The organism is Helicobacter himalayensis (assembly GCF_001602095.1).
GTDB classification, from domain to species: Bacteria; Campylobacterota; Campylobacteria; order Campylobacterales; family Helicobacteraceae; genus Helicobacter_F; species Helicobacter_F himalayensis.
The window spans coordinates 1,293,791-1,318,937 of record NZ_CP014991.1; the positions used below are offsets into that span (position 1 = coordinate 1,293,791).

The window sequence follows — 25,147 nt, forward strand, 5'->3', positions numbered from 1 at the left end:
CTAAACTTGCAACGCCTTTAACTCGTTTTGCACTTTTTGTTGCAATTCCTGCGCGTTTTTTAGTCCAGCTTTTGTCTGCTCTAAAACCTGCATTGGAGCATTTTTTACAAAGTTTGGATTTTCTAGCTGGGTTGCAAGCTTCGTAATTTCCTTTTGCAATCTAGAATCTTGAGCGTTCAGACGCATAATAATCGCGCTCAAATCGATGCCCTCCAGCTTCACAAAGCTTTGTGCATACTCGCTCACATCGCCAATACAACCCTGTGGTTTAGAATCCACAAGGCTAATTTTTTCAACCTTTGCAAGCTTGCATACAAAGCGTTCCAAAAGTGCAGAATCCACCTCCACATCAAGCTTGAAAAATACCTGCGAGATTGTGGCATTCCCAAGCTCTAAGGTCGCTTTCAAACGGCGCAAAGACACAATGCAATCTTTAATGCGCGCAAAATGTGCCTCCAAAAGAGAATCTGCACGCGCCTGCTCCTCGCTCCTCTGCCCTACCTGCGGAAATGGCTCAATCATAATCGAGGTAGAATCTGCAAGCTTCGTGCCTCTTAGCATTTGCCACAAATCCTCGCTCAAAAATGGCATAAATGGATGCAAGAGTTTCAAAGCCTGCATAAAAATCGCGCCAAGCTCAAAAATCGCCTCTTTTTGCGCCTTTGCAAGCTCAATACCCCAATCACAAAATTCATTCCACAAAAAGTGCTCGATAATACTTGTGGCTTCATTAAAACGATAGGTTTCAAGAGAGGCGCGCAATTGTGTGATTGTGGTATTTAAGCGCGCGCGCAAATAGCACCCAAGCGGTGTGTTAAAATCTTGCAACTCTGAAAAAGTAGGATTTTCTGGGCGCAACTGCTTTGCATACAACATCAAAAATTGCGCGGCGTTATAGATTTTATTTGCGAAATTTTTTGACAAATCAAGTTGCGTGTAAGAAAGCTTAATATCGCGTCCCTGCGCGCAAAGGCTTGCAAGACAATAGCGCAAACAATCCGCGCCATAACTTTTGATGATTTCAAGCGGGTCGATGATATTGCCACGCGACTTACTCATTTTATTGCCAAACTCATCGCGCACAAGCGCGTGCAAATAAATATCCTTAAAAGGCAGCTTGCCAAGCAAAGATTCCCCACTAAGGAGCATTCTAGCCACCCAAAAAAAGAGAATATCAAAGCCGGTGATAAGCAAAGAATTTGGATAAAAGCGTTCTAAATCATCACTTTCATATAGAGAATCTTGCGTATCACCTGCAAACTCTCCATTCCCCCAACCAAGCGTGCTAAACGCCCAAAGCGCGGAACTAAACCAAGTATCAAGTACATCAGAATCTTGTGTTTGAGCGCGGGCACTACATTTAGGACAAGTGGGATTATCAACTTCGCTTGCGATTTTTTCCCCACACTCACAATACCACACCGGGATTCTATGTCCCCACCAAAGTTGGCGCGAGATACACCAATCGCGCAATTCATTCATCCACGCATTATAATTATTCAGCCAAGCAGGTGGGAAAAACTGCGCTTCCTTAGCATTCACGCGCTTGATAGCATTTGCGGCAACTTCCTTTTTGACAAACCACTGCTTTGAAATATAAGGCTCAATCACGCTCCCGCAACGATAACATTTACCAACTTTGTTTGTGTAAGATTCTATTTTTTCTACAAAGTTAAGCGCCTGAAGTTTTGCAATAATTTTTTCCCTCGCACTCAAGCGTTCCAAGCCTTCAAACTCCCCTGCAAGCGCGTTTAGAATCCCTTTTTCATCAAACACCACAAATGAAGGAATATTATGCATTTTTCCCACTTGATAGTCGTTCATATCGTGCGCGGGCGTTACCTTCACGCAACCTGTCCCAAACGTCATATCCACACAAGAATCTGCAATGATAGGGATTTCTTTTTCACTCAAAGGCAGGCGCACAGACTTCCCTACCAAATGCTTATAACGCAAATCCTGCGGATTCACCATCACTGCACTATCGCCAAAAAATGTTTCCGGACGCGTGGTGGCTACAACCACATATTCGCTAGGATTCTCAACCAAAAAATAGCGCAGGTAATACAAACTGCTTTCATTCTCCTCATACTCGACTTCTATATCGCTCAACGCACCATCATGCACGCACCAATTTATCATATAAGAATCTTGCACGATAAGCCCTTGATTGTACCAATGCACAAACGCTTTTTTCACGGCATTTTGCAAGCCTTTATCCATTGTAAAGCGCAATCTACTCCACGCAGGTGAAATGCCAAGCTTACGCATTTGTTCTAAGATTTTCCCACCAGATTCTTCTTTCCACTCCCACACTTTTTGCAAAAACGCCTCTCTGCCCAAATCCTGCTTATTCACACCCTTTGCAAGAAGTTGTTTTTCTACAATGTTTTGCGTAGCAATCCCAGCGTGGTCCATTCCGGGCTGATAAAGCGTAGCATAGCCGTCCATACGCTTATAGCGCACGATAATATCTTGCAGGCTCAAGGTTAGCGCGTGCCCGATATGTAGCACGCCGGTGACATTTGGTGGAGGCATCATAATGCAAAAATTTTTCTTCTTGCTTCTATCTACTTCAAAATACCCGCGCTCTTGCCAAATCTCATAAATCTGGGATTCTATGCTCGCTGGATTGTAGCCCTTTTGAGTATTGGGATTTGTATTTTTAGTCTGTGTTGGAAGATTCTCTTGCATAAAAGTGCCTTAAAGTCTTAATCTTGTGTTATAATCACGCCATTATAGCCAAAAAATAAAGGAGAATTTATGCAATATGAAGTCAAATCGCCGATTCTAGGTTTTGAAAATGTCGTGCAAGTGGAGTTTGAAAAAATTGATGATGTATTTTGCAGAATTAGTGCGCTTGATGGCTCAATGGGACTTATTTTGATTAATCCTTACGCACTTTTAAAGGAATATAATTTCAGCATTCCTACCGCCACAGAGCTTATGCTGGATTTGAAACAAAGCGATAAAATCGAGGTGTATTGCGTGCTTGTGGTGCAAAGCCCGATTGAAGATTCTCAAGTGAGCTTCCTTTCACCAATTGTGTTTAATCCGAGTAAAAAATATATCGCACAAGTAGTGTTAAATCTCAAAGATTATCCGAGTTTTGGCATTACAAAGCCTATCAAAGAATTTTTACCAAAAGAATTACTAGAATCCCTGCGTCCATAAAAGCTTCAACAAAGCCCAATACTTTAGGAATCTACACTCTAGCTAATGCCTATTTCACTTCTAAACGCACAACAGCGCGCTGCTGCAAGCGCGCCACGCGGATATAATCTCATCATCGCTTCGGCTGGCACAGGCAAAACTTCCACGATTGTGGGGCGCATCGCGCATCTTTTGCAAAGTGGTGTCGCGCCAAAGGAGATTCTGTTGCTAACTTTTACAAACAAAGCGAGTCAAGAAATGATAGAGCGCGTGGGTAAATTTTTTAGCCCAAAAGTCGCTGGAGAGATAGAATCTGGTACTTTCCACGCTGTGGCATATCGCTATTTAAAGCAACATTCTCAAATCCGCTTAAAACAACCAAAAGAATTAAGAGTGCTTTTTAAGAGCCTCTACGAAAAGCGTGTTTTTCTCAATCGCTCAAGCCAACCGCCCTACTCAAGCCAATATCTCTATGATATTTACTCACTTTTTATTAATAGTAGTTTTAGCGGAAGCTTTGGTGAGTGGATTACCAAAAGGCAACCTCAACAAGAGGAATACACCGCTATTTATGAGGATATGCTTGCAGAATTTACTGAGCTTAAAAAAGCCCATCATTATGCGGATTACAATGATTTGCTACTCCTTTATCGAAAGGCGATTAGCCAAAAAACACCAGATTTCGCCGAGGTGCTTTGCGATGAGTATCAAGATACTAATCCCCTGCAAGATTCTATCCTTAAAGCACTCAAGCCAGAAAGTCTTTTTTGTGTGGGTGATTATGACCAAAGCATTTATGCTTTTAATGGTGCGGATATTAGCATTATTAGCAGTTTTGCAAGCACTTATGAAAATGCAAGAGTCTTTAGTTTAAGCAAAAATTACCGCTCCAGCGCGCAAATTCTCGCTCTTGCAAACAAGGTCATCGAACACAATGAGAGAATCTACCCCAAAAAGCTTGAAGTCGTTAAGAACGGGAATTTTGAAGCACCAAAACTTTTGGGCTTTGATGAGCTGTTTTTGCAGTATCAAGGAATCGCGCAGGCAATCGCGCAAAGCAAACACACACATTCTGATATTGCAATCATTTTCCGCAATAACTCAAGCGCTGATGGGCTAGAAGCCAGCCTAAGAACACTCAATATCCCGTGCAAGCGCAAGGGAAGCTCGAGCTTTTTTGAAAGTAAAGAGGTTGTGCTTTTGCTTGATTTATGTGCGATTGTCACACATAAAAGCGATATGATGGCGTATATCAACGCGCTAAGTTATGGTAAAGGTATAGGAAGCGCGGTGGCAAGAGATTTATTTGAATCTTTATTGCGACTTGGCGATGGAAATGCGTTGCAAGGGCTTTTTAAGCCAAATCTTTCCGTGAGAAGTTTCGAGCAAAAAGCAAAAAACACGCAACTAGGACTTTTTGATGATTTTTTTGCATTACAAGCAAAAGAGCGTTTTAACGCGCTGTTAGATAAAAATTTTGCCTCACACCCACTTTTTGAACACCCAAAGCTGAATGCTCAAAGCGCGGAATTTCTCAATGAATTTTACCTTTTGCTTTCTCAAACAAAAGAGCTAAAAACCCCAAAATACCTTATTTTGCAAATTTCACAAAGCACATTTTTTCAAAAAATTACACACACACTTGCAAAAGAGCGCGCAAAAAACAAAGATGGCAGTATAGATTCTCCAAAAGAGGAAAAAGCAAAGGAGAATATCGCGCGCAAAATCTCTCTCCTGCACGACTTAGCGCGTAGCTATCAAGATATGTCAAGCTTCTTAAATGCGATGGTGCTCATCTCAACGGAGGCAAGTGAGGGTAATGGCGTGAATCTGCTAAGCGTGCATGCGAGCAAGGGATTGGAGTTTAGAGATGTGTATGTGGTGGATTTGATGGAGGGCAGATTCCCAAACATTAAGCTTGTAAATAAGGGTGGAAGCATTGAAGAGGAACGGCGACTTTTTTATGTCGCGCTCACGCGTGCAAAGGAGAATCTCATTTTGTCTTACGCGCTCAAAGATGTGTTAAAAAATATCGATTATGTGCCCTCGCGTTTTTTGTATGAAGCAAATCTTTTACAAAAAGAGAGCGAAAGTTCTTGACAAAGGCGCATAAAATCACTATAATTTTGCCTTTTGAAACAGCCGCACTTTATTTTTGCTTAATTAAATGACCCGTTAGCTCAGCTGGTAGAGCAATTCCCTTTTAAGGAATGGGCCGTTGGTTCGAATCCAACACGGGTCACCACCATTTTCTAGTTTTCCAAAGTTTTTAGGATTCTCTTAAAGTTTTTCTAGCTTTGGTGTTTTTAAATAAAAGTGGCCCCGTCATCTAGCGGTTAGGATACCACCCTTTCACGGTGGCTACAGGGGTTCGAGTCCCCTCGGGGTCACCACTTTTATTTCCCATTTGGTCGCTTAGCTCAGTTGGTAGAGCGCCACCCTTACAAGGTGGATGTCATAAGTTCGAGTCTTATAGCGACCACCACTTTGCCACTTTTTTAAGAATCTTGTGGAATATTTTTGGAGCGGTAGTTCAGTTGGTTAGAATACCTGCCTGTCACGCAGGGGGTCGCGGGTTCGAGCCCCGTCCGTTCCGCCACTTTTTCATAATTTACCCACCTTACGCACTTACCCCACCTTACGCACAAGGTTAGCCTACTTTTTTAATACTTAGCCCAAAACCCATCTTATCGAGCCCATCTTGCCACCTTAAAACATTTTTACTCTTTTTTCAAAATCAACAACACAAGTAATAACAAACAATAAAAAGTTACAAATCGCCAACCTTCCCTAGCATATTTTTACAAAGCAGACAATACTCTTTAAACTTTCTGCTATACTTCCACACTTGGACTACAAGTTTTTCGACTTCAGATTAAAATTTAAAAGGAACGGATATGAAAAAATTTGTCTTTTCTCTTGTGCCTTTTGCGATGACAGGCGCGCTGCACGCATTTGACTACAAAGTGAATGGCACAGCAGAGACTTTCACAAAATGGGGTTTTAATAATCAAGCGCTAAATATCCAAAGAGGTATCGCGCCAACTGAAAGCTTCACAACGCTTTTTAGTCAGCTTAATATCAATGCGGATTTGGGCGCAGGGTTTGAAGTCGGGCTTGGCGGTGCGATAGGCGGACTTGCCTTTGACTCTACTACCAACGCTCCAGCAACCACAAATGGCGCCGTAGGCACTCCCGTGCAAAACTCATATTATGGCGTGAGCTGGGATAAGGCTTCTTTGCAAAATTATATGGTGCAAAATGCCTTCGCGCAGTATAATTCTAACAATGTCTATCTCAAGCTTGGGCGCTATGAATCAGGTAAAGTAGGTAAATATTTTAGTGGCTACAATCAAGGTGCTGAGGGCTACATAACCTTTAGCGCATTTAAAGTTTGGGGTTTTTGGTCTAACCGCAGAGCATTTGCCTACAATCAATGGTTTAATGACTTTTACCGCGTGCATGGGAAAGATTCCAAAGGGCACAATCGCCAAACCTACGCATTTGGTGTCGATGCAACATTTGGCGGATTTGGCGCATCACTTTTCACTTATTTTGTGCCTACGAAATTTACAGCTCCCGGCGCTAGTTTAAGCTATGATACAAACCCACAATTTGATGGTAGTGGCGTGCGTACCATTATCAAAGCCAATGCAATTTTCCCTCAAAAAAACGCTGGCTTTAATAGTTTAGGTCGCAATTGGGGCGTTATAGAATCAAGCACTGCTTCGCTTTTATTAGATTTAAAAACTCAAGTCAATAACTTCTCATTTGGCGCAGGGGTTTATAAAAACTTTGGCAATGCAAACGCACTCATTGGGACTTGGGGAAATCCGCTCAACGCTTTGCTTGACATTTGGACAGCAAGCGCATACGAGCAAGGAGCAGCACTCAATGATATTGTAGGCAAAGATGCATTTACAGGTTTTGGCTTTGTGGGCGCGACACACGGCGCGCTTGATTGGCAGATTCTCGCGCGCGGGACAAATTCACCCAGAAGCGCAGAATCTAGCCTTGCACTCATCCTCAAATACAAGCTCCGAGAAGATATTAGCGTGGGTGGGAAAATTGAAGGCTTTATAGACACAACAAAAGCCGGCTACAATCCCATTTATGGCTATTATAGAGTAAATGGTGGCAGCGGCGGAATTGATAACACAGGCGGAATTGCACAAAAGCGCACAGACGACAGAAGCCATATATTCTTTTATATCGCGCATAGTTTTTAGGTATTTTACAAACACAAAAGTAGCTAGCCAATGGGACACAATCGTTTGCTAGAGCAATTTAGTGGATTTTTTCACACACTTTGTGAGAATCTTGGTGAAAATCCCAAGCGCGAGGGTTTAAAGCAAACGCCACAGCGCGCAGTGCAGTCTTTTAGCGACTTATTGAGTGGCTATAAGCAAGACCCAAAGGAATTGCTAGGCGCGACCTTTCAAGAGGGTGTGTGTGATGAAATGGTGATTGCTAAAGATATTGAATTTTATTCTATGTGCGAACATCATTTGTTGCCATTTTTTGGACACATTAGCATAGGCTACATTCCCGATGGGCGCATCGCCGGGCTTAGCGCGCTGGCTAGGGTGGTGGAGGCGTATGCGCGAAGACTGCAGATTCAAGAAACGCTAACAGAGCAAATCGCCCAATGCCTCCTTGATACACTCAAGCCAAAAGGTGTCATCGTCACCTCGCAGGCGCGTCATCTCTGTATGAGTATGCGTGGCGTGCAGAAAAATCCTATCATTATCACTTCCGCGCTACGCGGACTTTTTAAAAGCGACCCCCGCACCCGCGCGGAGTTTATGCAGTTAGTGAAATAAGAATCTTGAAAAAATGCTACACGCGTTTCAAAAAACCTCAAAGGAGCAATGATGAAAATGCTAAATTTTGCCTGCGGAGCGAGGATTGCTAAAGGTTGGGAAAATATCGACTTTAGCCCGATTGATAAAAATGTAAAAAAAGTTAATTTACTTTCTCAATTGCCATATAAAGAAAATTACTTTGATGTAGCTTATAGCAGCCATTTTTTGGAGCATTTGACACCAGAAAATGCACGCAAGATTCTTGCCGAAATCAAACGCGTTTTAAAGCCCAATGGGATTTTGCGTATTGTCGTGCCAGATTTAGAAAATCTTTGCGTTAATTACCTGCAAAGTCTCAATAAACTTAAGCCTCTAATGGGGGGGGGGGGCAAGTAGCCTTAAGCAAGATGAAGAAATATATTATGATTGGTTGCTTATTGAGCTTTTTGATCAAATGGTGAGAGTAAAAAGCGGTGGGGAAATGCTCGCCTGTTTTAACAAAGTCAAACAAACACAAAATACTAAGCTCGCAAAATTTATCAAAAAGCGCGTGGGCGATGACATTCTAGCGCAACCCAAACAGCCACAAACCACAAAACTTGCAAAAATTACAAAAGATAAAATCTTTAATAAATTTCTTTCTCTTTATCTTAAAGCCTTGCGCGCACTTGTGCCAAATAACTTGCGCGATGAAGTATTTATCACCACAAGTATTGGCGAAAGGCATAAATGGATGTATGATGCTTTTTCACTTTCGCGTCTGCTAGATTCTGAAGGTTTTAGGGATATAAAGGTGCTTGACTTCAAAACTTCCAACATTCCAAATTTTGAAACATATTTGCTTGATATGAATGCCGACAAAAGCCCATATAAAGGAGTTTCGAGCCTTTATATGGAATGCGTGAAGTAGCTTATCTAGCTACTTCACCTAGCCTAGCCCTTCTCCCTTTCCGCCACCGCCTGAACTCACGCTCTAAGTCCTTTTGCCATAGGTAAAAACGATGGATTCTGCTTGTGATTGGTCGCAAGAGCGGACAAAAGACTAAGACTTTCTGATAAAAACTTAAACGCGTATTTTTCAAATAAGGCAACAAAATTGAAAGCTTTGGACGCAAATTTAGCGGATCAGCCTTGCAATCAAAGAGCAATAAAAACTGCTTTGCATAATAAGGCATAAAGGCTTGTTCAAAACTTTGCACCAATTCTTTATTTTCAAAATTTTGTAAAAATTCTAGTGTATGCAAGGTAATGAGCGCCCACGAACTGGCAAAATTATATTTGCTTACAAGTTTTGTGTTGCCATTAAAATAAGGCAAAAACTTCTCTAAATAGGGAGGGATTTTCACCGCCGCATTGTTGTGATTGCAAGTGCTGCCAGCGCGCAAGCGATAGTAATAATACTTCTCTGGCAAGATTAAAATATTTTTAGCCTGCATAAAAAGCAATACGCCAAAAAGTATATCCTCGTGGTAGATTCCATTTAAAAATCTAAGTTTAACGCTTTGCAGGAAATTAAAATCAATCACAACCCCACGTGTAACGCCAAAATAATTTGCTTTTCTCTGTATGGTTTTTTCCAACCAAACAGATGTTGTTAGAAAAGTCGCTTTTGTAATACCCCAAGCTTCCTGCCATGTGCAATCAGGCTGAGTTGGCTTTTCTATGTCTTCAAAGACTAAGGTGTCATCATAATAAATTATCTGCGCCTTGTTGTCCGCATTCGTCTCCAGACAGGATTGAATGCAAGTCAAATGTAGATAATCATCAGAATCCAAAAAGATAATGTAATCAATATGTGGAGGAATATGAATGGTATGTGTGGATTCTAAAGAGTTTAGAGAGTTTAGAGAGTTTTTGGTGTCATTTTGCAAAGTATTTTCTTGTGCTTTGCTAGCTTGTGTAAAGACTTTCTTGATGTTGTAGGGATTTGGGTTTGTAACTTCATAGGTTTGTAGAGCTTTTATTCCTTCAATGCTATCGCCTGCGCGGGAGTGAATCCCGCTTGGCTCCGCTTCGCGTTCATACTTTGTATTTTGTTGGTTGATTGGGTTTGTAGATTCTGCAACGATGTTTGGTTGTTTGGAATCTATTCCTTCAATGCTATCGCCTGCGCGGGAGTGAATCCCGCTTGGCTCCGCTTCGCGTTCATACTTTGTATTTTGTTGGTTGATTGGGTTTGTAGATTCTGCAACGATGTTTGGTTGTTTGGAATCTATTCCTTCAATGCTATCGCCTGCGCGGGAGTGAATCCCGCTTGGCTCCGCTTCGCGTTCATACTTTGCGTTTTGTTGGTTGATTGGGTTTGTAGCTTTTAAACTAGTATTATCCCCCCCCCCTATTTGCTCATTTAGGATTCTCTTAGCAAATCCTGTTTCTTTTTTGCTTATGTTTTGTTTGTCTTGGCTTTTGTATTCCTCAATATTGCTTTTTTGCAGTGTTATATTCCCACTGAAATATTCAATCCCTACATTTCTAGCACTGCTTAGTCCTCCATTTTCTTTATCAAGGAGGACAAAGCGAGAATCTCTTAAAACATATTCTTTTGCTATTTCTAGATTCTGTGCTTTTGTGCTTCCATCATTGACTAAAACTATATGTAGATTCTTATAGGTTTGATTGATTACAGAATCTAAGCATTCTCTTAAATATTGCTCCACATTGTAGATTGGGATAACTACGCCCACTTTCTTTTCTTGCTTTTGATTGAGTTTGGGGGAATGGTTATGCATTTTGAAGTCCTCCTTAGATTCTATGGCTCAAATTTAAAGTGGGAATTGTAAAGAAATTTTACTTAACTTTTAATAGAATCTTGGGCGTGGCATAAGCCGAGTTCTGTCGTGGGTGGTTATTTATCTAGGGGACAAATCACTTTGCCTCTCGTGCGAAGGACTTTAAATTTTAAGACTTCCAACCTGCCCTTCTTGCTACGGATTGGGTTTGCATAGCACTTAATATTGCTAAAAAGTCGGTGAGCTCTTACCCCACCTTTTCACCCTTGCTTAAAAAAAGCGGTTTTTTTCTGTTGCACTTTCCCTTGACTTACGCCAGCCATTTGTTAAATGGAATCCTTGTCTTAATGTAGCTCGGACTTTCCTCTTGTGCTGTTTTGCAAACAAAAAGGCACAAGCAACCACCTGCCACACCCAAGGGCGCAATTATAACAAACTTTACACAATCTCCACACAAAGCTCTTGCTTAGAATCCGCATTTCTAGCTTTTTTCACGCTGATTTTTACCTTCCCACCGCGTCTAAGCTTCCCAAAGAGAATCTCCTCACTCAAAGGTTGTTTGACTTGAGAATCAATAAGGCGCTTAATCTCGCGCGCACCCAAATCATTATCCATACTCCTTGTAGCAAGGAAATCTAGCGCGCTAGTTTGTGGCAAAAGTGTGATTTTTTTCTCACTTAGCTGAGCATTTAAATCATCTAGGAATTTTTTTGCAATAAGCTTGTATTCCTTCACGCCAAGCGCGTTAAAATGCACCACGCCATCAAGGCGCGAGCGAAACTCTGGCGAGAAAAGATTTTTTATCGCACCCTCACTCTTGCCCTTATTATCCATATTAAAGCCAAGCGTGTTGCCCTCCTTGCTTCCAGCATTACTCGTCATAATAACAATGACATTTTTAAAATCCGCACGATTACCCGCATTATCCGTCAAACTCGCAGAATCTAGCACTTGCAAAAGGACATTATAAATATCACTATGCGCCTTTTCAATCTCATCGAGCAAAAGCACGCAGTAAGGATTCTTGCGGATACTATCCACAAGCAACCCACCCTGCTCAAAGCCCACATATCCCGCCGGTGCACCAATAAGCCTTGAAATGGAATGCGCCTCCATATATTCACTCATATCAAACTTCACAAACGCAATGCCCAAGATTCTAGCTAGCTCTTGACTTAGCTCGGTTTTCCCAACGCCACTAGGTCCAGCAAAAACAAAGCTTCCAATGGGTTTATTAACCTCTCCTAAACCTGCCTTGTTTTTCAAAATCGCGCGCACAACCTCATCAATTGCCCTATCTTGCGAGAAAATGCGCTCTTTTAGTTTTTTGTCTAGGTTTTTTAGCACCTTGCTTTCATCTTGATTGATTTGAGATTTTGGGATATGCACGCTTTTTGAAATGATAGATTCAATGTCTTTGAGTCCAATTGTAGGGATTACGCCAAGTTCGGCATCTTTTTTTTGAGAATCTTGCATTTTTATTTTATGATATGCGCCACTTTCATCAAGCAAATCAATCGCTTTATCTGGCAAAAATCTATCGCTTATATAGCGGTGAGAAAGATCCACGCACGCTTTGATAGCAGATTCCAAATAGCGCACATTGTGGAATTTCTCATAAATTGGCGCAAGTGCTTTTAGAATCTTGTAGCAATCCTCCACGCTGGGCTCTTTTACCTCAACCTTTGAAAATCTCCGCAAAAGTGCTTTATCCTTGTCAAAAGTCTGCTTAAACTCATTAAATGTGCTCGCGCCAATACAACGCAGACTACCGCTTGCAAGCGCGGGTTTCAAGAGATTTGAAGCGTCAAGCCCGCTATTACTCGTAGCGCCCGCACCTACAATTGTATGAATCTCATCGATAAAAACAATGCTATTTGGGATAGATTCTAGCTCGCTAAGCGCGCCTTTTAAGCGCTTTTCAAAATCACCTCGATACTTACTCCCTGACACCATCGCAGCCAAGTCAAGCGCGAAAATCTGTGCATCGTGCAAAGCCATAGGTACGCGCTTATTTGCAATCTCAAGCGCGAGCCCTTCAGCAATGGCCGTTTTCCCCACGCCAGATTCTCCGATAAGCACAGGATTATTTTTCTTGCGCCGACAAAGAATCTCACTTAGACGCAAAATCTCCTCACTGCGCCCGATGATTGGGTCAATCTTGCCTTCTTTGGCGGCTTTTGTGAGATTTTTTGCAAATTGCGCAAGGTAACTTTCATTGCCTTGTCTTGTAGCCTCTGCACCATCGTGCGCACCTCTAGAGCGTTGCTCCTCCTCGATAAGCTGTGCAGTGAGGATAAATCTGTCAATGCCTTGAGACTCTAAAACTTTAGCCGCATAGCTCTCACGCTCCTCCAAAACCGCAGCTAGAAAGTCGCCCACTTCAGCTTGTTTATTGCCCTGCGCCTCGACATGCGCGACCATAGAAGTAAAAATGCGCTCTAAAGCTGGCGTGTGCTCTGGGCGAGAATTGAGATTCTGCAAACTTGGGAGGTATTTTGTCAAATAGCGATAGATATATTCTCCCATTTGCGCGACATTACCACCGCATTTCTCTAGCAATTCCTCACCCTCTTTGTTACGCAACAGCGCGAAAAATACGTGCTCAGTTGTAAGAATATTATGTCGCATATCCCTAGCGATATTTATCGCCTCCGCGATCACTTGTGCAAAATTGTTACTTGCCATTTTCAAACCTTTTAAAATATTTTTTAAATCATTGTAAAAAACTTTAGCTAATCACTACCATAAAACATTGCATTTTTCTTGCAAAGTGCATTTTATCTAAAGAGCTAAAATGTGTCTTGCTTGCGAAAATTTAAGAGGATAAAAAATTTAAGGAAGCAAAAAAATGATGGTTGTGCTAAATGAAAGTTTCAAAACTCTTTTGCGCGATATTTTACCTAACAAAGAGCAGGCTGAGGCGTTGGAGAAAGCCTTTGTCGAGGTTGTCAATATAGGACTACAACAAAGAATCGGGCTTGATGGGCTAAAAATTCGCACTATTGTAGCAATGGGCGCAATGCTGAAATTTATGCTTTAGTTTTATTCCTTGAAGCGTTTTGCCTTAAAATATAGTATCTTTGCTGGGGGGGGTGAATTCTGCTTTGCTTGCGTGCAAATACTCAACGCGTTTTTCTTGTTGGAATCCAAGATTCTCTCCCGCTATTTGAAAGTTTTGGGAATCTACACCTCGCGTGTTTCCATACGCAACGGGTGTCCTTCTTTGCGGGCGCGCTCTAGTGTGAGTTTGACCTTGAGCTCAGCAATATCATAGGGGTAGATTCCGCACACGCCCAAGCCCTCTTCGTGTATGCGTAGCATAATGTTCTTTGCGTCATTAAAGTTTTTGTCAAAAATTTTTATCAAAATATCCACGACAAACTCCATCGTCGTCCAATTATCATTTAAAATTATCACTTCGTGTAATTTGGGCTCTTCTAAAAGCAAGTCTGTCGCGCTTTCTGTATTGCTTCGTGGCATTAAACTCCTTTAAATTTTTAGGGCGTATTCTACCAAAACTTTTCCATTGAATAAGAAAGAATTTCACGCCCTTTTTAACTCAATTTTACGCTCGCAACGCTCAATCGTATTAAGCCTGTGGGCGATAACAAGCAAAGTCTTATTCTGCGCAACATCATAGACTTGATCCATTATCTTTGCCTCAGTTTGAGAATCCAGCGCGCTTGTGGCTTCATCTAGCACCAAAATTTCAGGGTCATCATAGATTGCGCGCGCAATACCTATGCGCTGTTTTTGCCCACCACTTAGCAGTATCCCGCCCTCGCCTACGCGCGTATAGATTCCATTATGTTCGTTGAGGAAATCAAGGATATTTGCCTTTCTACACGCCTCTATCACGCGCGATTCTTCCATCATACTACCAAAAGCGACATTCTCTGCCACGCTCCCATCAAAAAGATAGATAGTTTGAGGGATATAGCCGATTTTTTTGCGCCACGAGCGCAGATTGTGGTTATTTATCTCGACATTATCAACGAGAATCTTGCCCTCTTTTGGCTTGTAGATTCCGATGATTAAATCAACAAGCGTGCTTTTGCCCGCACCACTTGATCCGCAAAATGCGATTTTATCGCCCTTGAAAATCGTAAGATTGAAATTTTCAATAATTGGCTTATTGGCATCATAATAAAAGCTAATATTTTTTAGCTCGATTTTTTCTTTAAAATCACACGGGCGGGAATCCTCTGGGTCTGTGTGATAGAGCAAATCATCATAGACCGCAGAGACAGATTTTGAGTTAAACGCCATTTGTCCATAAAACTGCAAGATTCTATTCACAGAGGGCAAGATTCTATACAACGCCAGCGCATACATTGAGATAATTGGGAGCACGCGGTCAAAATCCTTGTAATAAAGCAAAATATACGCAACACAACCAACTAAAATTCCAAATCCTAAAGATTCTAATAAATAACGCGGTGCAGGCTGGGAAGTGCTAAAAAAGATTTGTGCATTTGTTAGTTTCCTACTTACATCATCAAATTCTTGGCAGACTTCTTCTTGATTGCCTTTGAGCTTAATAATCTTAAAATTTCCAAAGGTTTTTGTGATGATTTCATTAAATTTTGCCTGCGTCTGCAACCTCGTAGCGCCAACCTTTTTTAGCTTCCCACCTAAAATTGTTATAATCAAAAAAACCTGCACGCTTAACACCACGCTTAATACAAGAGTCATCTTCCAGCTTGTAAAAAGCAGTAAAACATACATAATGATAATGGTAAAAATTTCAGCAAAAATTTGCAAAAAATATTGCATATAAGAAGAGGCGCTAAGTGCCTCATTTGCGATTGTAGAGCGAATCTTATCGGTTTTACGTTTGACAAAATCTGTGTAGTTTAGCTCAACTGCTTTATTAAAAAGTCTATACGCAAAATAGTGAAACTTGCGAAAAGAAAACCGCGCCAAACAATAAGTGTAAAAAATGCCATACAGCGCGCGGAAAATATAAAATCCCACAAGCGCCTCACAAAAAAAGAGCATAAAACTAAAGGTGTTTTCAAAAGCAAAAAACTCATAAATCGCCTTTGAATAGGGATTTGCAAAGATAAGTTCTGGCTTAGAAGCAAAGGTGATAAAAGGCATAATAATGCTAATGCTCGCCGTCTCAATCACCGAAAATGCAATCATGCCAACAAACAAAAAGCACAAAATAATCTTATCTCTGCGCGTAAGGAGCGCGCGGAGTTTGTTTATGGTAGCAAACGTGCTTGTGGTTTGCTTACGCTTTTCTAAAACCCTTTTGCGTTTTTTTGAAAAGCTCATAATATGTCCTTTGGTGAGTTTTGGTTTGATTGATTTTCTAACGCATAGCGTTTGAAAAGCTCGCCGCGCTCTTTGTAAGAGCTAAATTGGTCTAAACTTGCAGCAGCTGGGCTTAAAAGTGCCACATAATCCGTTGTATGCAAAAGCTTGATTGCATCAATAGCAGTTTTTAGATTCTCACAATTTTGCGCGCTTAAATTGTATGCGTGCGCAAGCTCGCAGATTTTTTGTGCATTACTTCCGATAGCAAAGATTTTTATAGCGCACTGAGATGTATCACTTTTGCGGGAGTGAAGTTCGCTTTTCTTTATTTTGTGCTTGGATTCTATTTTTTGCATAGTGGTAAAAAGCGGGGTTAAATCCGCGCCTTTATCATCACCGCCTAAAATAAGCAAGATTTGAGAATCTTGATAGCGCAAAAGTGCTTGGATGGTCGCATCGACATTTGTGCCCTTGCTATCATCTACCCACAAGCGATTTTGAGTATCTCTAAATTCCTCAATCCTATGTGCACCGATTTTAAAGCGATTTAACACTTCGATTTCCCCACTATCACAAAGCAAACGCGCCACACCAAAAGCAATGAGAGAATCTAGCAAAAATGGCTCGCTAAAGCGTAAAGATTCTATCTTCACACCAAACGCGCGCGCCAAATCTTTAGAATCTTTATAATAATACGCCCTGCCTTGATAGTTTTTGCATAGCTTATGCGCACACAACTCCTTTGGCAAAATCGCAAAACTTTGAGAATCCATACGCGCTAAAGGGCTTAATTTATCGCTAATGTAATTTTCAAAACTCCCATGCCATGTGATATGATCCTCACTTAAGGGCAAAAGTGCATACACCTTTGGCACGGCGATATGCGTGTAATGCAAGGCAAAAGAGCTGGTTTCTAAAATCCAAATAGGCGCTTTATTTTCATACAGCGCGCAAAGTGGCGTTCCAATATTTCCCCCGCTTTGCGCACCCAAATGTGATAAAAGCGCGGTTGTCATTTGCGTAGTCGTGGTTTTACCATTCGTTCCGCTAATCCACGCATTTGCGGGTATTTGCGCTTGTGAAAGTTTATGCTCTCGCATTAAAAGCGCGTAGAAAAAATCATACTCACTTAAAAGCGCGCGCTCCTTTTTTGCGTGCAAAATAAGGGGATTAAGTGGCGCAATGCCCGGTGAAGTAAGAAAAAAAGAATCTAGCTCCTGTAAGTTTGGGAGGGTGAGAATCTTATGAAAAATTTCATCTGCAATAGATTCCCGCGTGCTTTGTGACGTGCAATCTTGCAAATGAGAATCTTGTGGCATAGGAAGCAGCTCATTACCAAATATATCGTTTTGTGCATGCGTAAATTTTAGATCATAGATTCGTAGCTTTTTGCCAAGCGCGTTCAAAAACGCCACAATCGGCTTTGTGGTAACGCCTAGCCCAAGTATTGTAATCATTTTGCGCACCTTTTTTGTGTTTTTTTGCATTGTGTTTGAGAATCTAGCGGACTTTGAGCGTCAAAAGCGCGATAATATTTGCTAATAGCGAGATAATCCAAAAGCGCACGATGATTTTATTCTCCGCCCAACCTTTTTTTTCAAAATGATGGTGGATTGGCGCCATAAGGAAAATGCGCTTGTTGCGGTATTTGTAGCTACCAACTTGAAGCATCACAGAAAGCGTTTCAAACACAAAAACAATGCCTATCAAAATAAGTAGCACCTCATTGCTTGAGACAATCGCCATATATGCGATAAATCCACCAATCGCAAGACTCCCACTATCACCCATAAAAACTTCCGCCGGGTGGCAGTTATACCACAAAAAGCCAAAAAGTGCGCCCATAAGCGCACAACTCACCACCACAAGTTCCCCACTATTTGCTAAACGCGGATAATACAAATACGAGGAAAGTCCGATATGCCCGCCAATATACACAAACACACTTAGAGAAATAAGCGCAAAAATACTCGGCGCGCTCACAAGCCCATCAAGCCCATCGGTAAGATTCACAGCATTTGCAGTGGCGACAAACACAAGCACCCAAAACAAAAGCGCGAGAATTGGAATCTTCAGCCCAAAAATATCAAAGCACGCTAGAGAATCCATATCAAAAAGTGGCTCTTTCATAAATGGCACATACAATTCACTTCCCTTGCCAATCTGCACGAGGACAAACGCAAAAACAAAGCTAAAAGCTAAAAGCAACGTCATTTTGACTTTAGCACTCATTCCAGCATTTGAATGCAAAGAGATTTTCATATAATCATCTCTTCCGCCAATAAAGCTAAATCCAAGCAACACCGCAAGCCCTAGCAACGCAAAAGCATTACTTATATCCATACAAAAAAGGCTCGCTACAATCGTGCAAAACACAAACACCATACCGCCCATTGTTGGCGTGTTTTTCTTGCCCTCGTGCGGGATAAAGGCAGAAATAGGCTGATTTGCCTTCTTTGCGCGCGCCCACTTGATAAAATAAGGCATCAATACTAGACATAAAACAAAAGAAAGAAAAAACGCAACGCCCGCTCGGAAAGTGATATATTGAAATAAATTAATGTGTAGCAGCGCGTGAAACCAATATAGCATAGCCACCTCCAAAGATTTACAAGCACAAAATTTTACGAGCAAAAGAAGCGGGATTGTATCGCTAAATTTGTAAAACTTTGCTAAATTTCAGTGCTTGCTTTTATCTGCATAAAATTATTTAGCAAAATTTGCGGAGGATAGAAATGGGTAAAAAAGCGCTACTTGTGATAACTGATGGAATCGGCTTTAGTGAAAAAACTACTTATAACGCATTTTTTCACGCAAAAAAGCCAACTTATGATTATTTGCTAAAAAATGTGCCTTATGCGATGATACATACCTATGGCTTGAGTGTTGGCTTGCCAGAAGAGCAAATGGGAAATTCAGAAGTAGGGCATATGTGTATCGGAAGCGGACGCGTGCTGTATCAGGATTTGGTAAAAATCTCGCTTGCATTGCAAAATAATGAGCTCGATTCTAATCCAGCACTTCAAAGCGTATTTGATAAAAGTCAAACTATTCATCTTTGTGGGCTTTGTAGCGATGGGGGCGTGCATTCGCACCTTTCACACTTACTAGGTTTGGCGCAATTATGCGTGAAAAAAGGCAAAAAAGTGTGGCTGCATTTAATCACTGATGGGCGCGATGTGCTACCCCAAAGTGCGTTAAAATACTTAGAAGAAGTAGAGAATCTTTGCAAAAATACGCCTAATGGCAGTGTGAAAATCGCTACGATTAATGGGAGATTCTACGCAATGGATAGAGATAAGCGCTGGGAGCGCGTGGAGAGGGCTTATGACGTGATAATGAGTGCGCAAAATCTCCAAACTTGCACCCCAAAAGAGTATATAAACGCGCAGTATGAAAAAGGCATTTTTGATGAGTTTATTGAGCCTGCAAGCTTTAATAAGTATGAGGGAATGCAAGAAAATGATGGATTTATTTTTGTAAATTTTAGGTCTGATAGGGCAAGAGAAATTGTAGAATCTTTGGGGAATGAAAGCTTTGAGGGCTTTGCGCGCAAAAAATATGTAAAGCTTCACATTGCCACAATGTGCGAGTATGACGCCACTTTCACCTTTCCAATTATGTTTCCAAAAGAAAAAATTAAAAATACACTTGCAGAAGTTGTCTCAAAGGCAAATATGCGCCAGCTTCACACCGCAGAGACAGAGAAATATGCGCATGTAACTTTTTTCTTAAATGGTGGAAAGGAAGAGGAATTTGAGGGTGAAAAGCGCGTGCTTATCCCCTCACCAAAGGTGAAAACTTATGATGAATCGCCTCAAATGAGCGCGCCGGAAGTGTGCGATGTGGTGCTAGGAGCGATGAATGAGGGTTATGAATTTATTGTGGTAAATTTCGCAAATGGCGATATGATAGGGCACACGGGGAATTTTGATGCTGGGATAAGAGCCGTGGAGGCTGTGGATAAGGAGCTAGGCAGGATTTTAGAATCTGCGCGCAAAAATGATTATAGCGTGGTGATTACAAGCGATCACGGGAATTGTGAAGAGATGAAAGACGCACAGGGCAATACGCTCACAAATCACACCGTGGGCGATGTGTGGTGCTTCGTGCTTGATAAAGATGTTAAAGAAGTGCAAAAAGAAGGCGGCTTGAATAATATCGCCCCTACGATTTTAAAATTACTGGGCTTACCAAAGCCACAAGAAATGGATAACGCGCTTTTTTAATCCCCTTTTCAAAATGCCATTCTCTTTATGTTTTCCGCTGGGACACTCGGCGCTTTTTTGGTTGATGAGAAACTAAGATTCTTCGCTATGCTCAGAACGACAAGGACTTGTTTTACAGATTTTTGAATTTAGCCCATCACAAAACGCCCTAATTATTGTATAATCCAAACCTTTTCACTCACAAAATCACAAATTATTTAAGGAGATTTTTCATTATGGCACGCTTAAAAAATGAAGAAGTGAAAGTGCTTTCCCTTAGCTCACTTGGGGGAATGCTTGAATTTTACGATTTTATTATTTTTGTGTTTTTTACCGGCGTTATTGGGGTGCTTTTTTTCCCTTCAGATAGCACTTTCTGGCAAGATATTAGCGCTTATAGCACCTTTGCGGCGGGGTATTTTGCAAGACCACTTGGTGGGATTATTATGGCGCATTTTGGCGATAGAAATGGGCGTAAAAATATGTTTATGCTTTCCATTTTGCTTATGGTTATCCCAACTTTTGCGCTAGGTTTTATGCCCACTTTTGAAGAAATTGGCGTGCTTGCGCCCATAGCTTTGATTGTGATTAGAATCTTGCAAGGCATTGCCATTGGCGGGGAATTGCCCGGAGCGTGGGTGTTTGTATGCGAGCACAGCGAACGCAGAGTGCTTGGTTCAACGATGGGTATTTTCACAAGTGCAGTGGTTTCAGGGATTTTGCTAGGAAGCATTGTAACACTCTTTGTGCATATGAATTTTAGCCCGGCGGAAATCAAAGAATACGCGTGGCGCATTCCATTTATTTTGGGCGGGGTTTTTGGAATTATTTCAATTTTCTTGCGTAGATATTTGAGTGAAACACCGGTGTTTAAGGAAATGCAAGCGTTGCAACAAACGCAAAAAATGCCCATTAAAGAGGTGGTGAAATCACATAAAGTAGGTGTTGGATTCTCATTCTTAAGCACTTGGATTTTGACTGGTTGTGTCGTTATTAGCGTGCTTTTGACGCCTAATCTTTTAGCACAAAAATTTGAAATTGATGCGATTTCAAAAATCGTCTATCAAATCATCGCAATCTTTTTCTTAGCCTCTGGAAACGCGCTAGGTGGGATTTTAAGCGATAGAATCGGCTTAAAAAATGCAAGCCTGCTTTTTGGTGGCTCGCTCATGCTTTTTGCCTGCCTCTTTTATGGCTCAATCGTGCAAGGCGTGCATTTTGACCTAGTTTTGCTCTTTTATTATTTGATGGCACTAAGCGCTGGAGTTATGGTTTTCACGCCCTTAATCCTTGTAGATAGCTTCCCTGCGCCCATTCGATACAGCGGGATTTCATTTGCATACAATATTTCTTATGCTATTTTTGGTGGTTTGACGCCGATTTTTTTCGCCTTTGTCAAAGATGAATATCCTTTCTGCTTAGGCTTGTATATGATGTTTTTAGGGCTTTTAAGCATTGTGCTAGCGGTGGCGTTTGTGAAAAGATTCAAACAGGTTTAAGGCTCAAATTTGCGTAAGATTCTCATTTTTGCGCTTATGTGCGTGTTTTTGGGCTGTGAGTTTGAAGACAAATACGCCAAAAAAGCGCAAATGCACGAGATTCAAAGCACGCCATTTGTAAGCATTTATACCGATAACATCGCGCAAGCAAAAATTTATGACGCATTCTTAAAGCGCACGCCTAGCAAGCCTTTGCAATCCCTATCGCGGGGCATTCCAGAGGAATTTAAAATCACACTCAAAGACAATGAACAATACACAGACTTGCAAAGCTTTAGCCTACGCACATTTGACAAAACGCACTCCGCGCTTAGGATACGCACACAGCGCGTGCTTTTAGAATCTTTTCTAACTGATAAGGAGCGCAGGGATTTTTTGCAATTGCCAAAAATCTCTTTAGTAGCGCTAGATACCATCACCACAAAGCGCGCGCAAATACACGACAAAGACACAGGAGAGGTGCAAATAAGCAAACATATCACAACAAGTTCAGCGCAATTTTTTGGCTGCTTTTTACTAAATTCTAAACCTCTTATAGAAAATAAAAAACTCACAAGACGCGTGCAAGCAAAAGCCCAAAACTTCTTTTCACGTTATGAGTTTGGCGCGCCGGATATGGAAATTACACTTTTTAAAATCTCAAGCAAAGATTGCCAATCTGATGAAGTAAAGGTATTTCTTTTTCGCACATTTGGGGGTTAAGGAATGTATCTTTTTGCTTAATAAAATTTGCAGATTCTGTAATGCTGTTTCCAAATCCCCCACCAAACACACAACAAAGAATCCAACCCAAACCTGCTACAATTAGCCCTCAAAAAAATTTAGGAGAAGCAATGCTTGCAACACATTTTAAAAAAATTGGCACACTCTATCGCAAAATAAGAATTGAATTTCACACAATCTACAATTTTTTTGACCAGCAACTTATCTACGCCGCTTCGCTAAGCTTTTATAGCATTTTTGCGCTTATCCCGCTGTTGCTTATTTTTTTCTCAATCCTGCTTAATATCCCGCAGTTTCACGCCCAAGTCCAAGACCTCAAAGAAACAATTCTTTCAAATATGCTTCCTACGCATACTGATATGCTTTCTCAATACCTTGACACCTTTTTAGAAAACTCCACAAAACTCGGCGTGATGGGGATTGTCTCTGTGCTTATCACTTCAATTTTATTCTTTCGTAACTTTGAATACGTCGCGGCAAAAATGTTTAACTCTAAGCCAAAAAATTTCCTAGATTCCCTCGTGGTGTATTGGACGATGATAACGCTTTTCCCCATCTCACTAGCCCTTTCTGTGTATTTTAGTTCAGAGGTGCAAAAGACGCTTAAAGGCGTGGCAGATTTGAGCCTGCTTTTTGATTGGCTGCCTTATGTTATCACTTGGTCGATGTTTTTGCTCCTTTTTAAAATCTCGGCAAACAAGCCCTTAAATCTTTTAGCGCTTGTTTGTTCTAGCCTTGGGACGACGATTGTGTGGCTTATCACAAAATGGGGCTTTGTGTATTATATTTTTTACAATGAAACTTACAAAAGCATTTATGGGCAAATTTCGATTTTGCTTTTTTTGATGACTTGGATTTATGTCTCTTGGGTGATTATATTATGCGGAATGCGCGTATGCGAGGGATTGATGAGTAATTTTGGTAAGAAAATCGAGCAAACCTTTGGCTTTAAAAGTATGGTCTAGCTCCTTAAACAAGTGCCATACTTTCCAAAATAGCAATAAGACAAGCACAAAAAATAATAATTGATTTAAAAATATTTGCTTAATGCGTGAAATCGCCTCCTCTTAATGGCTCACCAAAGTGCAAATCGCGTGTCGCCTTGCACCCTAAAATCTCGCTATAACTTTTTGGGTGCAAGCCACCCTCTATGTTTGGGCGCAAGATTTTAATATTTTGATGCGTTAAAATCGCGCCTTTTTTAATCTCTTCACTCACCCAAATTCCACGTGCAAACTCCCTGCCTTTTTTTGGCGCATTAGAATCCACCCCATTTCCTAACGCACAAAATGTCTCATCAATAACCTTGCTTAGCTCTGTAAATCCGCGTGCATCAAGACTAAAGCTACTATCCGCACTCTGCAAGCTTTTATCCAAAATAAAATGCTTTTCAATCACACTCGCGCCCAAACTCGTCGCAATGCACGCACAAAGTGTATCTAGCGTGTGGTCAGATAAACCAAACTTCACGCCAAATTTTTCTTTAATCCTTGGCATTTGCGCTAGATTCATAGAATCTAGCGGGGCAGGATAACTACTCACACAATGCAAAAGCGTAATATCATACGCGCCATACTTGTAGCACACTTCTAATGCGAGTGCGATTTCTTCATCATTTGCAATGCCACTTGATAAAATCACAGGTTTCTTACACCGCGCCACCTCAGCGATAAGCTCCAAATCTAGCACCTCAAAACTCGCAATTTTATACATTGGGCAATCAAGGGATTCTAAAAACTCCACACCTTTTGGTGAAAATGGCGAGCTAAAAACAAGCAATCCTAGCTCTTTTCCTAGCTTAAAAAGCTCCTTATGCCACTCCCAAGGTGTTTGCGCCTCTTTGTATAAATCATACAAATATCGCCCTTCCCACGGCGAGCCTTTGATTTGAAAATATTTATTTTTTGCATTCAAAGTAAGGCAATCAGGCGTGTAAGTTTGCAATTTCACCGCCTTTGCGCCACTTTTGGCAATGGCTTGAAAAGAATCTTTTGCCACTTCCAAACTTCCACTATGATTTGCACTTAGTTCTGCTACAAGTAAGGGCTTTTGAGGGATTTTAGATTCACATAAAGAGATTTTTGGGATATTTGCTTGTAGCATACAAACGCTCGCCATAGATTCCCGCAGTATAAGGGATTTTCGCATAATATCCACATCAAAGCTTTGAGAATCTCTACATAAAAAATCCTTCAAAACACCGCTTAACTCATAGCCATTGCGCAAATAAAATACCCTTGCTTTAGAGTTTTTGCTCATTACTTCTAAAAAAAGCGCGTGCAAGTTGAAACCACTTAGCGCGATTTTTTCTAGCATTTTGAGAATCTTTGCACCTTTTTTAGCAAGTGTGGATTCAAAAATATTTGCATAGATTCCCACATACGCGTGCTTGTGCGTGAGATTAAGCCGACTAAGCGAACCCACACCTAAAAATTTTAGAGAATCTAATGGCGGGACGCTTTGGGTATTTTCATCTTTTAAAAGCAAAGGAGATTGAGAAAAAACGCGCGCAAGATTTTCTAATGTGGCTAAGGATTCTGCAGAATCCACAAGCTCAAAAAACGCCCAATATTTCGCGCTTGCATTGTTATGCAAACCTTGCACAAAATCAAAATGCCCCTGCTCTGAAATATGACTAGAATACATAAATTGCGCGATTTCTGGCGCATTACGTAGGGCTAAAATCTTTAAAAGCCACTCTTTATTTAACGCACAAAAATCAATCGCAAAAAAATGCGTACATTGATAATTCACCTTTTCCC

Annotated in this window: 18 protein-coding genes, 4 tRNA genes, 1 other RNA gene and 1 pseudogene; 15 read left to right on the forward strand and 9 right to left on the reverse strand. The window is 41.1% G+C overall.

Features of this window, described 5'->3' with window-relative positions:
- A complete protein-coding gene (locus tag A3217_RS06270) occupies window positions 1-2,694 on the reverse strand; it encodes a valine--tRNA ligase (RefSeq protein WP_066388974.1) in 2,694 nt (897 codons plus the stop codon).
- Window positions 2,695-2,763: 69 nt separating this feature from the next.
- On the opposite strand from A3217_RS06270, the gene fliW reads away from it, so the two are divergent.
- From fliW to A3217_RS06320, 10 genes are all read left to right on the forward strand, one after another.
- On the forward strand, window positions 2,764-3,174 hold the full coding sequence (fliW, locus tag A3217_RS06275; RefSeq protein WP_066388975.1) for a flagellar assembly protein FliW: 411 nt from the start codon (window positions 2,764-2,766) through the stop codon (window positions 3,172-3,174).
- Window positions 3,175-3,219: 45 nt separating this feature from the next.
- Entirely contained in the window at window positions 3,220-5,253 is a 2,034-nt protein-coding gene (locus A3217_RS06280; protein ID WP_066388976.1) for an ATP-dependent helicase, read from the forward strand.
- 69 nt (window positions 5,254-5,322) lie between these two features.
- Window positions 5,323-5,398 (forward strand) — tRNA-Lys (locus tag A3217_RS06285).
- Between the two features lie 73 nt (window positions 5,399-5,471).
- A tRNA-Glu gene (locus tag A3217_RS06290) sits at window positions 5,472-5,546 on the forward strand.
- Window positions 5,547-5,562: 16 nt separating this feature from the next.
- Window positions 5,563-5,638: transfer RNA gene (locus A3217_RS06295), tRNA-Val, on the forward strand.
- 37 nt (window positions 5,639-5,675) lie between these two features.
- Window positions 5,676-5,752, forward strand: a tRNA-Asp gene (locus A3217_RS06300).
- Window positions 5,753-6,050: 298 nt separating this feature from the next.
- Window positions 6,051-7,382 carry an outer membrane family protein gene (locus A3217_RS06305; RefSeq protein ID WP_066388977.1) on the forward strand — a complete coding sequence of 444 codons (1,332 nt, stop codon included), beginning with the start codon at window positions 6,051-6,053 and terminating at the stop codon, window positions 7,380-7,382.
- Window positions 7,383-7,412: 30 nt separating this feature from the next.
- Entirely contained in the window at window positions 7,413-7,976 is a 564-nt protein-coding gene (gene folE / locus A3217_RS06310; RefSeq protein ID WP_066388978.1) for a GTP cyclohydrolase I FolE, read from the forward strand.
- Between the two features lie 51 nt (window positions 7,977-8,027).
- Window positions 8,028-8,354 (forward strand): class I SAM-dependent methyltransferase, encoded by a 327-nt coding sequence (locus A3217_RS06315; protein WP_066388981.1) that lies wholly within the window; start codon window positions 8,028-8,030, stop codon window positions 8,352-8,354.
- Window positions 8,355-8,412: 58 nt separating this feature from the next.
- The gene (locus A3217_RS06320; RefSeq protein WP_231860216.1) at window positions 8,413-8,868 is read left to right on the forward strand and encodes a methyltransferase type 11; all 456 of its coding nucleotides are present in this window, start codon (window positions 8,413-8,415) and stop codon (window positions 8,866-8,868) included.
- A 1,519-nt stretch (window positions 8,869-10,387) separates the two neighbouring features.
- Here the strand turns inward: A3217_RS06320 and A3217_RS09055 are convergent.
- The 3 genes and pseudogenes from A3217_RS09055 to A3217_RS06335 all read right to left on the reverse strand — a co-directional run.
- Window positions 10,388-10,687 (reverse strand): annotated as a pseudogene (locus A3217_RS09055) (glycosyltransferase family A protein); the annotation flags it as partial.
- A gap of 77 nt (window positions 10,688-10,764) precedes the next feature.
- Window positions 10,765-11,104, reverse strand: an RNA gene (gene rnpB / locus A3217_RS06330) — RNase P RNA component class A.
- A gap of 21 nt (window positions 11,105-11,125) precedes the next feature.
- The gene (locus tag A3217_RS06335; protein ID WP_066388987.1) at window positions 11,126-13,375 is read right to left on the reverse strand and encodes an AAA family ATPase; all 2,250 of its coding nucleotides are present in this window, start codon (window positions 13,373-13,375) and stop codon (window positions 11,126-11,128) included.
- A gap of 163 nt (window positions 13,376-13,538) precedes the next feature.
- Here A3217_RS06335 and A3217_RS06340 point away from each other — a divergent pair, with 163 nt between their 5' ends.
- Entirely contained in the window at window positions 13,539-13,730 is a 192-nt protein-coding gene (locus tag A3217_RS06340) for a hypothetical protein (RefSeq protein WP_066388989.1), read from the forward strand.
- 143 nt (window positions 13,731-13,873) lie between these two features.
- Here A3217_RS06340 and A3217_RS06345 read toward each other — a convergent pair whose 3' ends face one another.
- The 4 genes from A3217_RS06345 to mraY all read right to left on the reverse strand — a co-directional run bounded on the left by A3217_RS06345 (window position 13,874) and on the right by mraY (window position 18,547).
- Window positions 13,874-14,170, reverse strand: coding sequence for an ATP-dependent Clp protease adaptor ClpS (locus tag A3217_RS06345; RefSeq protein WP_066388990.1), 297 nt, complete (start codon window positions 14,168-14,170; stop codon window positions 13,874-13,876).
- 63 nt (window positions 14,171-14,233) lie between these two features.
- Window positions 14,234-15,973, reverse strand: a complete 1,740-nt coding sequence (locus A3217_RS06350) for an ABC transporter ATP-binding protein (protein WP_082807907.1) — start codon at window positions 15,971-15,973, stop codon at window positions 14,234-14,236.
- A complete protein-coding gene (gene murD / locus A3217_RS06355; RefSeq protein WP_066388991.1) occupies window positions 15,970-17,412 on the reverse strand; it encodes a UDP-N-acetylmuramoyl-L-alanine--D-glutamate ligase in 1,443 nt (480 codons plus the stop codon). The genes A3217_RS06350 and murD overlap by 4 nt, the downstream gene beginning before the upstream one ends.
- Window positions 17,413-17,455: 43 nt before the next feature.
- Window positions 17,456-18,547, reverse strand: coding sequence for a phospho-N-acetylmuramoyl-pentapeptide-transferase (gene mraY / locus A3217_RS06360; RefSeq protein ID WP_066388992.1), 1,092 nt, complete (start codon window positions 18,545-18,547; stop codon window positions 17,456-17,458).
- Between the two features lie 143 nt (window positions 18,548-18,690).
- Between mraY and gpmI the strand changes: the two genes are divergently transcribed.
- The 4 genes from gpmI (at window position 18,691) to A3217_RS06380 (ending at window position 23,350) form a co-directional block, all read left to right on the forward strand.
- The gene (gene gpmI, locus A3217_RS06365) at window positions 18,691-20,184 is read left to right on the forward strand and encodes a 2,3-bisphosphoglycerate-independent phosphoglycerate mutase (protein WP_066388993.1); all 1,494 of its coding nucleotides are present in this window, start codon (window positions 18,691-18,693) and stop codon (window positions 20,182-20,184) included.
- Window positions 20,185-20,399: 215 nt separating this feature from the next.
- On the forward strand, window positions 20,400-21,662 hold the full coding sequence (locus tag A3217_RS06370; protein ID WP_066388994.1) for an MFS transporter: 1,263 nt from the start codon (window positions 20,400-20,402) through the stop codon (window positions 21,660-21,662).
- Between the two features lie 9 nt (window positions 21,663-21,671).
- Entirely contained in the window at window positions 21,672-22,364 is a 693-nt protein-coding gene (locus tag A3217_RS06375) for a hypothetical protein (RefSeq protein ID WP_066388996.1), read from the forward strand.
- Between the two features lie 131 nt (window positions 22,365-22,495).
- Entirely contained in the window at window positions 22,496-23,350 is an 855-nt protein-coding gene (locus A3217_RS06380; RefSeq protein WP_066388997.1) for a YihY family inner membrane protein, read from the forward strand.
- Window positions 23,351-23,429: 79 nt separating this feature from the next.
- Here A3217_RS06380 and pseI read toward each other — a convergent pair whose 3' ends face one another.
- Window positions 23,430-24,443, reverse strand: coding sequence for a pseudaminic acid synthase (gene pseI, locus A3217_RS06385; RefSeq protein ID WP_197456923.1), 1,014 nt, complete (start codon window positions 24,441-24,443; stop codon window positions 23,430-23,432).
- Window positions 24,444-25,147 lie beyond the last annotated feature (704 nt).